The sequence below is a fragment of the Dapis brunnea BLCC-M229 genome (assembly GCF_050015995.1).
GTDB lineage: Bacteria > Cyanobacteriota > Cyanobacteriia > Cyanobacteriales > Microcoleaceae > Trichodesmium.
Genome location: NZ_JBNHEP010000157.1, coordinates 1 through 10,701, shown reverse-complemented (window position 1 = coordinate 10,701; position 10,701 = coordinate 1). Strand labels below are relative to the sequence as shown.

Here is a 10,701-nt window from a genome sequence, read left to right as displayed (position 1 = left end):
TTCCCTGTTCCCTATCTCCTTTTTATATTTCCTTTACAAACAATCTCTAACTGAAACCGAGCAAATATTTTGTGGACAATACATACAACCGATCTGTATTAATAGTCTATGTAAACAGGATTTGGTATAACTTATAAAACTTCAAACATACTTCTATTATTTCTTTAATCTATTGTTGTGAAAAAGCTGATAAGTCTTTCTCATAGGCTACAAAAATAGTGTATGTATTTCAATTTCTCCTCTACTTCCTATTTCTGATAGGAATTCACTTTAAAGATATCAGAAATAGTTTACAGTTTAGATATGAAATGATTTTCTGAAATTACTGTAATGTCAAAGTTTCGAGCCTATAAAATCTTCATACATAACTTTTTATTTTTACAGCGCTTCCCGTTATTATGAAGTGCAATAGCTGGACTTTTGACGGGGTAAATATTTTTTGCTTGTTCCCCCGTGAGCCCTAAAACGGTTAACATAAGTACCTTATAGCTGCGGAAACTGCTGTAACTTCCCTGAAACGGTATTACTCCTAATTCCGCTACTCTACTACTTCCCTTTTCTCATCATTATCTTTAAGATAGAAATAAACAGCTTTATCTTGATGGTTTAAATTGATAATTCTCTGAAATATTTGAGTAGCTCGTTCCTTATGTTGAGAGTAGTAACTAATAACCCCTTGCTCAAATAAAGTTTTAGTTTGTCTTTTAAATTCGATGAGTTCTGGCGGATCTGCATCAAAAAATTCAAATAAAGATACTACATCTTTTTTCCCTTTAACTTTAACTTGACCAAGAAATCTGTAATTATATTTTGTATAATCTTTAAGGGCAAAAAAGGTATGTTGACTAATAATTAAAGAAGCACCATAGACTTTGGTTAAATCTTGTAGACGAGAAGCTAAATTTACAGCATCACTAATCACAGTAGTATCCATTCTATTAATTCCACCGACTGTTCCTAACATTAAGGAACCTGTATTAATTCCAATCCCAATCTTAATAGGTGATTTATTATATCCTTTCCGAAGAATGTTGTATTTATTTAGTTCTAAAAGCATTTCTAAAGCACCTTGAACAGCATCATCAGGACACCGACCAAATAGTGCCATAATAGCATCACCAATATATTTATCAATAAAACCATAATTAGCAGTAATTAGAGGTTCCATACGGGAAAGATAAGAATTAATAAATTTAAAATTTTCTGCTAAAGTCATGGTTTCTGAAAGAGTAGTAAAAGAGCGAATATCAGAAAATAAAATTGACATCTTCTTTTGTACAGATTCACCCAAGGAAACTTCGACAATACTTTCATGTCCTAAAAATCGGAGAAACTGTTTTGGCACAAAGCGACTGTATGATTGATTAAGTTTAGATAATTCAGTATTTTTAAGTTCTAGTTGTTGAGTAAATTGAATCCTTTCTGCTTCGGCTTTTTTTCTTTCTGTAATATCTTGAAAAGTGGCGATCGCATAAATTAGTTTACCACTATCATCAAAGATTGGACTTGCTGATACTTCCACAGGAATTATCTTTTCTCCTTGACGAATTTCCATATTATCAATTCTAGCATTTTCCCCTTTTAAAGCTTGAAATATTGGCTGTTGTTCATAAGGATAAAATTTTTCTGTTTTTGCTAAATAAAGTTGATAAATTTCGGGAATTTGTTGTGGAGTAGTTTCGGCTATTATCGCTTTACCAAAGATATTTTGTGCAGTTTGATTAGTGTAGAAAGGTTTACCATCAGCATCCACTACAAATACTCCTACTGGCAAAGTTTCTAAGAATTTTTCTAGTCTTTTTTCACTGTCATATAACTTTTGAGCTGCTTCTATTAAATGTTCTTGTTTGAGGGCATCTTTTAACCTTTGAACATAATTTAGAGTTTTATTAACTGTAATTTCTAAATCTTCTAAATCAATTGGTTTAGTTAAAAAATCAAAGGCTCCTAAATTCATGGCTTTTCTGACAAGAGCTAGATCGCTAGAAGCAGAAATAATTACTGTTTTAAGTGTAGGATGATTAATATCATAAAGAGTAGATAGTAAGGTAATACCATCCATTTCTGGCATACTAATATCAGTCAATATCATATCTATGTCTGGTTCAGCTTGTAACTTTTCCAGAGCGATTAAACCGTTAGAAGCAAAAATAAATTCTAGGTCTTTTTTCCTAATTTTATTTCTGAACTTTTGGTTGATTATTGATTTAAAGGATGGTTCATCATCGACAACCAGTATTTTTGCTGGCATAGGTTCATTTTAGTTTGAATATTGTATAGCGCTACGCGCTAGGGAATAGGGAATAGGGAATAGGGAATAGTAAACTAATAAAGGGTTTTTCGTATAGGGAAAAGCTCCGCTAACAGGATTTAGAAATGTCCTAACCTTAATCCGTAGTGCTATATTACTAATATATAGCAATTCCCATATTGGTGAAATACAAAATTGACTTGTTTTAGGGAATAGGGAGCAGTAATTTGGGTTAGGTGGTAATAGAAAAGAAAAAAAACAACTGTACCTGATTCAAGAATTGAGAATTGAGAATTGAGAATTGAGAATTGAGAATTACCTATTCTTATAAAAAAGAGGATTGGCGCTCAAGGATTTTTTTTCTTCTCTTGGTTGATTGGATATGGCGAGGAGACCTCGCCATCCCATCCTAACGGAATGCTCCGCAAACAACCGCTTTTTTCTCCATGAATGGAGAGGCTTTATATCTTAATTTTTCGGTAACTTGAAAAACGCTATAGTTAAAAAATCAGGCAAGATAATTTTTAGTTTACCATTTTTTAGCTGAGGCAATTAATTTAGTTGCTTGGGAACTGTCAACAGGTTTGGAAAAGAAGTATCCTTGCCCATATTTACAATTAAGGTCTCTCAGCAAAGCTAGTTGAGTAACTGTTTCTACACCTTCAGCAATCACATCTATTTCTAAATTAGCAGCCAGACTAATAATTGCTTTTGTAATCTCTAAGTTTTGTGATTCACTATCCATTGTCATTACAAAAGAACGGTCAATTTTCAGAGTATCAATAGGAAAGTTACGCAGACGACTTAATGAAGAATAACCAGTCCCAAAATCGTCAATATTTAACTGTATATTCATCGCTTTTAGTTCTGATAATATTCCCATCACAATTTGCTCATTTTCCATTATTGTAGTTTCAGTAATTTCTAACCTCAGACTATGATGATCTAAACAAGTACAACATAAAATTTCATCAATTTGTTCTACAAGTTTAGATTGAGAAAATTGTCTGCCAGAAAGATTAACACTAATTGTTAAAGACTGAAGAGAAAATTGTTGTTGCCAATTATAAGTTTGCTGACAAGCTTGTTGCAGCGTCCACCAACCAATCGGGATAATTAATCCTGTTTCTTCTGCTATAGGAATAAACTCATTTGGAGAAATCATTCCTCGCTGTGGATGTTTCCATCTAATTAATGCTTCAAAGCCACATATTAAACCTGTTTCTAAGAGAATTATTGGTTGATAATATAACTCTAATTCATTGCGTTGTAAAGCTTGTCTGAGGTCTATTTCTAACTTAAGTTGTGCTAAATTATCAGCATACATTGATGTATTAAAAACTTCCTGACGAGCTTTTCCTAAAGTTTTAGCACGATACATAGCTGTATCTGCATCTCTGAGGATATCTGTAGGACTTTTATAATCTTTATTAGGTAAGGCAATACCAATACTAGCGCTAGTATAAACCTCTTGATTATTAATATGAAATGGTAACTGTAGCAATTTTTGAATTCTTTGAGCTACATATTCAGCACTTTCTTCAGATTTAACATATTCCAATAATATAGCAAATTCATCTCCTCCCATTCTGGCTACACTATCATCATCGCGCATATCTTGTTTAAGTCGATTAGCTACTTCTATAATTAGTCGATCTCCTGCTAAATGTCCTAAACTATCATTAACTATCTTAAACCGATCTAAATCTATAAAAATCACGGCAAACTGATGTTGAGAATGTCTTTGATATCTAGCAAAAGCATTAGATAGTCTATCCATAAACAAAGCCCTATTAGGTAATTCAGTTAGGGAATCATGGAAAGCATCATGGAGTAGTTTTTCTTCTGCTATTTTTCTGTCTGTAATGTTATGACAGTTAACAACTATTCCTTCTATATAACTATCCGTAGTTAAGTTGGTAAATACTGCTTCAAATATTTGCCAGTTGTGTTGGTCATTTTTGATTTTCAGTTCTTTTATATACTGTTTTTCTGATGAATTTTTGACTGCTTTTTGCAAAGTATGTCTGATTAACTGACGGTCATTGGCATGAATAATGTTAAAAATTGATATATTAAAATTATTTTCATCGAAATCATATAAAAATTTCTGTGCTGATGGACTAGAATAAATAACCTTGCCATCAGGATTTAAAATCATAATGATATCAATAGAATTTTCAATTAATGCTCTAAATCTTTTTTCACTTTCACGCAATGTTTGTTGTTTTAATAATTCTGCATGAGCTTGCTCTACTAACTTTTTCTGCTGTAGTGCTTCTTTGCTATCTTGCACGGCCTTCAATGTTTTATTCAGAGTAATTTCTAAATCATATAAATCTAAGGGCTTAGTTAAAAAGTCAAAAGCACCTAGATTCATGGCTTTTCTAATAGTCTTTAAATCCCCATAAGCAGAAATAATTACTGTTTTAATAGTCGAGTTTTTTCTTTCTGATAGCTTTGTTAATAAAGTTAGTCCATCCATCTTAGGCATATTAATATCAGTAAATATTAGCTCTATATCTGGTTCATTTTCCAGAATTTCTAGAGCTTCTATGCCATTATGGACAAAAACAAACTTGAGTTCTTTTTGTTTAATTCTTTTCCTGAATTTCTGGGAAATTAATAATTCTAGGTCTGGTTCGTCATCCACCACAAGTATTTTGGCTAACATAATCTTGATAATTGATTTTTTTTACTATAGATTTAAGATTTTTTGTTTAATTTCTTCAAAGTTAATTGGTTTAACTAGATAATCATTTGCTCCATATTCTTTAGCAAGTTTGTAATTTTCATCATAGCCATGAGCAGTTAACATCCATACATTTATTTGTGCATATTTTTCTTTGATTATTTGTAGCAGTTCTAATCCATTAACTATAGGCAAATTAATATCAGATATGATTAAATCTATGTGTTTTTTTTCGGAAGAGTCTAGGTATGATAATGCTTCTGTCACTGACATAAAAGAAATAATTTCTACTTCACCTGCTTTGATTTCTTTCCTGAATTTTCTGCTGAATAAATAATGCATATCTTCTTCATTATCTACAATTATTATTCTTTTCATTTTTCGTGGCTTTAAGATTAATTTTTACAGTAATTATTCTAGTTATTTTACGAGATTTTAAAGATTGCTAATCATCAATAGCCATCTCCGTTTTACAGCAATCTTTTGCCCCTGTAGATACTATCAAACAATATTACCATAGGTTATTTAACATTTCCCAATCTATAGCAATCCTATTTTATTTGTGTATAAAAATCTTACTGCTTTTAGGGAACACTTAACTGGGAACAGGTGAGAATTTCAGTTTTTTATCTACTTTTTGATTTATCACAACCTATTTAGGATTGCTATATTTTTTCTGGGCATTTAGAAAAAATATATTATTAATTACTCAATACTCCTAGTGCTAAAGCTTTGTTGAAACCCTATTTCTTTAGAAGGTATCTGTAAAATAAATCTAAAGAAACGCCTCAAATATCTATACTTGGTGGGTTACGGCGGTCAGAGAAATCTTCGCCTTATTTTGTGAGATTATTGCCGCCTAACCCACCCTACATCAAGGCTTAATTTTTTATTTATAGATACCCTCTTAATCAGGAGTATATTTGTATAACTAAACTGAATCGATCAAAAAATATACTTATATATACTATGACTAAAATATTATGAGGTACACAAATTTTTGATTTTAGAGAATACCGGATATGGGGTCTGGAATCTGATTAGACTAACATATAAAAGGGGAAAATACTATATCTAATTTAGAAAATAACTGCTATATTTTTTGAGCTTGGAAAAAAAATCGGACGAAAATAAACGATATAAACAGTAAATTTTTACCATGAAAATCTGTGGTATTCTGAAACTTGAAACTATGAGCTAAAAAAAAGTCAAACATACAGATCTTCCTAACTAAACAGAAATTTATGCAAATAATAGATTGGCTAATTGTTTTATTATACCTCATCTTAACAATGTGGATGGGGCTATATTTATCTAGCAAAGGGTCAAAAAGTTTAGCAGACTTCTTTGTTTCTGGGCGATCGCTTCCTTGGTGGTTAACAGGTACAAGTATGGCAGCTACAACTTTCTCTATAGATACCCCACTCTACATTACAGGAGTTGTGGCCAACCGAGGTATTGCTGGTAATTGGGAATGGTGGATTTTTGGTATTTCTCATGTAATAATGATCTATGTTTTTGCCAGAATGTGGCGACGTTCGGAAGTTATTACTGATGCGGAATTAACTGAACTTCGTTATGGGGGAAATATGGCAGCTATTCTCCGAGGGGTCAAAGCCTTTATCTTTGCTATTCCAATGAATTGTATTGCTATTGGCTATGCTATGTTAGCTATGGTTAAAGTTGTCGAAGCTTTGGAAATTTGGCAAAGTTTAGGTATTGATGCTAGCGAAAATAATCTCAAATTATTCAGTGTGATAGGCGTAAGTATATTTGTCTTAATTTATGCTGGTTTATCTGGTTTATGGGGAGTAGTTGCTACGGATTTTTTCCAATTTTTTCTCGCGCTATTTGGGGCAATTATTGTGGCAATTTTTGCTGTTAATAGTGTGGGTGGAATCCAAGAGTTAATTACTAAAGTTCCTCAAGTTATGCCAGACAAAGATATTTTATCTCTTTCACCTTTAACTATTAGTGGAAATGGTAATTCTTGGATTGGTTTTAGCAAAACAGCAGGCATAACTGCCAGTACATTTTTTGCTTATATTGCTCTGCAATGGTGGTCTTGGAGAAGGAGTGATGGAGGAGGAGAATTTGTACAAAGATTTGCTGCGGCTAAAAATGAAACAGAAGCAGAAAAAGCAGCCTGGTTATTTAACATAATGCACTATGTTATTAGAACCTGGCCTTGGATTTTAGTCGCCTTAGCTTCTATTGTAATTTACCCTAATTTAGAAGACCGAGAATTGGGTTATCCCAAATTAATGATTGATTTTCTTTCCCCAGGAATTTTAGGTTTAGTTGTTGCCTCTTTAGTAGCAGCATTTATGAGTACAGTTTCTACTTCTATTAACTGGGGTGCTTCTTTTATTACCAATGATTTATATCGAAGATTTATTAAACCTGATGCAACTCAACCAGAATTAGTTTTAGTAGGGCGACTTTCTTCCGTATTAGTAACAGTTTTAGGAGGAGTTGCTGCATTTTTCGCTAAAGATGTGGCGACAGTATTCAGGTTAGTAATAGCTATCGGAACAGGTTCGGGATTAGTATTAATTTTACGTTGGTTTTGGTGGCGGGTAAATGCAGCAGCAGAATTAACTGCTATCCTCGGTAGTTTTTTTGTAGGGATGATAACCAGTTTAGTTCCTGCTTTTAAAATAGAAGATTTTGGTTTGCGAATTATCTTTATTACTGCAACCGTAACAATATTGTGGGTGGTGGCAATGTTTGTCACACCCCAAGAGTCTGATACAACTTTAGAAGAATTTTATCGGCGATCGCTTCCCGGTGGTCCTGGTTGGCAACGACAAAGAGCAAGCACTGGTTTAGCTCCTGCACAAAATTTGAGTAAAGATTTACAAAGAGTTTTGGCATCTATATTATTATTATTTGGAGCGTTGTTGGCAACTGGCGGTTTCCTGTTGCTCAAGCCAAATATTGGTTGGATATTCCTCATTATTGCTGTATTCAGTGGGATGTGGTTGCGACAACTCAATAAGTCAAAAATTTTACCCATGCCAAGACCAGGGTTAGATGATGAGGATTTATTCTAAATGACTTATCAGTTAGTGGTAACAACTAACAATATTGGCGTTGCACAATCAGGAATGATGAAATCTGAAAGTAGATATTTTTGGAAAATTCTTTCCTCAATATATGTAGAGCTTAAAATCTATTATCATTCTTTAATGTGCAACCCCGGAAAAAAAGCGAGAAGGTAAATTTATATTAGCTACAAATGTTGTAGATACTAACGCACTAACTACAGAATAAATCTTGTCTAAATATAAAGAACAGCAATCAGTAGAAAGAGGTTTTAGGTTTCTGCGCATACCCTCTCTTCTTAACTGATAGTGTCTTTCTCAAATCTCACCAGAGAATTGAAGCTTTAGGGTTAATTATGGGTTTGTGTTTATTGGTTTATACGTGAAAGTCAATGCCAATTGTCAAACTTTAACATTCCGGCACTCTACTGTGAAAAATCAATTAGGTAGTCCCACAAATAGACCAAGGTTACGTTGGATATTTCAATGTTTTCAGTCAATCCATCTGTTGATTAATTCTGGGATCAAAGAGGTTTCTAATTTAAGTATCAAACGTCTAGAATTATTAAAGTTTTTTCCTCCAAGTTGTCAAAGATACTATCTTTTGGGTTGAGAGAGGATGACTAAAAAAACATCTGAAATCAAATCATCAAGTAGTCTGGAAGTATTGATCGCACTCGCCAGACATTCTCATGGCTCTATAACTCCCAGAGTTTTTGTGATGGCAATTTTTACCCAGATTCTACTTCAGACCTCATCTTTTGGCACAGTCATGGTTGAATTTATACTCAGTCACAGTGAACAAGTCTTTTTAATCGCTGTAAATACTTACTTAAGTTTTCTAGCTTTTGCATACTACATTTTGTCTTGCGGAATGTGGGTTTGATAATCTAATCCCCATAATAAGTTTGTCTACTTTTTTCATTTTTGATGGGAATTTCTATTCTTGTATCGGTTCTTCCCCAAGCATAACCCAAGATATCTCCCCACAACAGATGACATTCGTCAATCATAAACACTGCCAGGTTTTTCATTGAAATCTCCTGTTGCCAATTTTCTAACTTTTGCTCGATTGCTTTTTTTTGGGTTCCACCAATTCATCATTTCTGGCTGGATTCTTTTTTTGAGTTTTTTTCCAGCTTATTTTAACAAGTTATAATAGCTTTGCTCCGAGGGAAAAACTATATTGTATTCTGTTTATAAGTAGATTTTTAGATGGAAAAATCTTAGATATTCTTGAGTTTTTAGATAGTTAATTACCTCCAATTTTGCCTCTGGTTTTAAGTAACCTTGAGTGCCTTGATATTGCAGTTGTAAACTTTTTAATCCCTGAAAAAGAGCCTGGTTTTTCCACTTACTCACAAAACCATGAGAAGCTTTGAGTAATTCTCTGATTTGATGATAAGAATATCCTTATATAGCCATTTTGGCTGCTAAAACCCTTCTTATTTCTTTCGCCTCTTTTGTCTGATTAATAAAATGATTTAAGTCATCTATGATACTCATTTGCTTTTGGCTCAAACTCAGATTATTATTAATATTATATCCATCAAAACCTATTTGGGATTGCTATAGACTTTCTATGCAAGCAGTAGAGAAGTTCCATAGAACTTCCCTACAGGTAAATTTCACTTTGAGACTTAAAAATAACTATGCAAATTTTTCGTCAATATATTGCTCCATTTATCGTGGTAATCATATTTTTAATTGCTATGGTAGCAGTCAGCGCTCGTATATTTCTACCAGGCGACCTCGCAGCACCAGCTCCGACAGAGGAATTAAGTTCTCCTCAAGAAGCAGCAATGGTATCTACACCTAATGTTTCTTTTTCCTAATATCATTAGATATCTCTAAAAAAAATGTAGAGATGTTCTATAAAACTTCCCTATACAGGTTTTAGCAAAGATTGATGTAATTTATCTAAACGTTGCTTGAAGACCAGCGCTTTCCATCCCCCATAACCCCCCTTTGAAAGGTTATCCCTGATAAGGAACTCCTGAAAACCTTGTGGTCCATGTGGGGGGTGTGGGAAGTGAGAATCTTGTCTGTAGTTCTCAAAAAAATGTTTAATTCAATACACTTTTCTCCAGAAAAAGCATCTCAAAGGCTACATCATAACTTGTATATTTTGTCAAGTTTTATGTTAAGAAATGATGTTGATAAAGCATAGCTTTGAAAGGGGGAGGGGAGCTTCGTATGAGAAAACCAATCAATGTGCGGTTTTGCCAATAGTGTGCTATGGTAGCTAAATTAAGGCTGCTGGGCTAGCAGTTTCAGCGCTAGTCCCTCATGGGGAAGATCCCCAAGACCGCGCTGGCAAGTCTTTAGGAGCGCGCCTTTACACCGGAAAGAGCCTCGAGCGATTAGGCTGGTGCATGGAAGCAGAAAGCCTTAAGATCCCCATGGTTGAGAATCCCGCGCTGTCTCGTATATTTAAGAACAGAGTCTTTAAACTCACAAGATTTATGGCGAAATGTTAGAGAAAACATTGTCCCCAATATAGCATAATATCTAATTTTTGATGATACGTTCAATAATTAATAATTATTAATTATTAATTACCTCTTCTTTTCAAGGAGAGGATTGACTCAAAGGAAAAATTTTTCTTGTTTCTCCTTTAAAGGAGAGGCTTTAAACCTTAATTTTTCGGTAATTATTGACATCCTCCCGACGCTGACCTGCACCTGCAGCGCGGGATTCCCGTCCATCAT

Annotated in this window: 6 protein-coding genes and 1 pseudogene; 3 read left to right on the top strand and 4 right to left on the bottom strand. The window is 33.6% G+C overall.

The genetic code is table 11. The features are described 5' to 3' along the window. Window positions 1-538 precede the first annotated feature (538 nt). The 3 genes from ACP6PM_RS18600 to ACP6PM_RS18590 all read right to left on the bottom strand — a co-directional run bounded on the left by ACP6PM_RS18600 (window position 539) and on the right by ACP6PM_RS18590 (window position 5,321). Window positions 539-2,251, bottom strand: a complete 1,713-nt coding sequence (locus ACP6PM_RS18600) for a response regulator (RefSeq protein WP_426587198.1) — start codon at window positions 2,249-2,251, stop codon at window positions 539-541. Between the two features lie 529 nt (window positions 2,252-2,780). After that, on the bottom strand, window positions 2,781-4,925 hold the full coding sequence (locus ACP6PM_RS18595) for an EAL domain-containing protein (protein ID WP_426587196.1): 2,145 nt from the start codon (window positions 4,923-4,925) through the stop codon (window positions 2,781-2,783). A 24-nt stretch (window positions 4,926-4,949) separates the two neighbouring features. After that, window positions 4,950-5,321 (bottom strand): response regulator, encoded by a 372-nt coding sequence (locus ACP6PM_RS18590; protein ID WP_426587194.1) that lies wholly within the window; start codon window positions 5,319-5,321, stop codon window positions 4,950-4,952. An 866-nt stretch (window positions 5,322-6,187) separates the two neighbouring features. On the opposite strand from ACP6PM_RS18590, the gene ACP6PM_RS18585 reads away from it, so the two are divergent. Further along, on the top strand, window positions 6,188-7,999 hold the full coding sequence (locus ACP6PM_RS18585; RefSeq protein ID WP_426587192.1) for a sodium:solute symporter family protein: 1,812 nt from the start codon (window positions 6,188-6,190) through the stop codon (window positions 7,997-7,999). A gap of 610 nt (window positions 8,000-8,609) precedes the next feature. Then, window positions 8,610-8,876: a hypothetical protein gene (locus tag ACP6PM_RS18580; protein WP_426587190.1), complete on the top strand. Its 267-nt coding sequence runs from the start codon at window positions 8,610-8,612 to the stop codon at window positions 8,874-8,876. A 10-nt stretch (window positions 8,877-8,886) separates the two neighbouring features. Here the strand turns inward: ACP6PM_RS18580 and ACP6PM_RS18575 are convergent. Beyond that, a pseudogene (locus tag ACP6PM_RS18575) lies at window positions 8,887-9,496 on the bottom strand (helix-turn-helix domain-containing protein); the annotation flags it as partial. 146 nt (window positions 9,497-9,642) lie between these two features. Here ACP6PM_RS18575 and ACP6PM_RS18570 point away from each other — a divergent pair. Further along, window positions 9,643-9,825 (top strand): hypothetical protein, encoded by a 183-nt coding sequence (locus tag ACP6PM_RS18570; RefSeq protein WP_426587188.1) that lies wholly within the window; start codon window positions 9,643-9,645, stop codon window positions 9,823-9,825. Window positions 9,826-10,701 lie beyond the last annotated feature (876 nt).